General features: G+C 60.5%; 1 protein-coding gene. It reads left to right on the top strand.

Annotated elements, in window-relative coordinates; genetic code table 11:
* Positions 1–81 precede the first annotated feature (81 nt).
* The coding region (locus XpopCFBP1817_RS21185) for a transposase (RefSeq protein WP_146090212.1) at positions 82–458 on the top strand (377 nt) is incomplete at its 3' end.

Genomic DNA, 458 nt, shown 5'->3' with positions numbered 1-458 from the left:
CCCCAGATCTGCGAAAATTGCTATCCAGCAGCGTGCTTTTGGATAGAGCGATGACACAGCAGACATTGGCGATGGCAGCGGATCAGCACAGCGGGGTTTGAGCAGTACTGGCGTCCGACGCGTCGAGATGTGTTCCTATCCACGATGGAGCAGATCGTGCCGTGGTCGGCATTGTGCGCGGTGATCGCGCCGCATTATCCCAAGGCGGGCAAGGGTCGTCCGCCGATCGGGTTGGAGCGGATGCTGCGGATGTATGTTGTGCAGCACTGGTTCAATCTGGCCGATCAGGCGTGCGAGGAAGCCTTGCTGGACAGCACCGCGTTGCGGGTCTTTGTGGGGATCGATCTGAGTCGGGAGCGGGTTCCGGATGCGACGACGTTGCTGAAGTTTCGCCGCCTGCTGGAGCGGCATGCGCTGGGAAGCGAGTTGTTTGCGCAAGTCAACGCGCATTTGCAGGC

Source organism: Xanthomonas populi (assembly GCF_002940065.1).
Classification (GTDB): domain Bacteria; phylum Pseudomonadota; class Gammaproteobacteria; order Xanthomonadales; family Xanthomonadaceae; genus Xanthomonas; species Xanthomonas populi.
The sequence above is the reverse complement of the archived record's forward strand: the minus strand, read 5'-3'. Positions and strand labels throughout refer to the sequence as shown.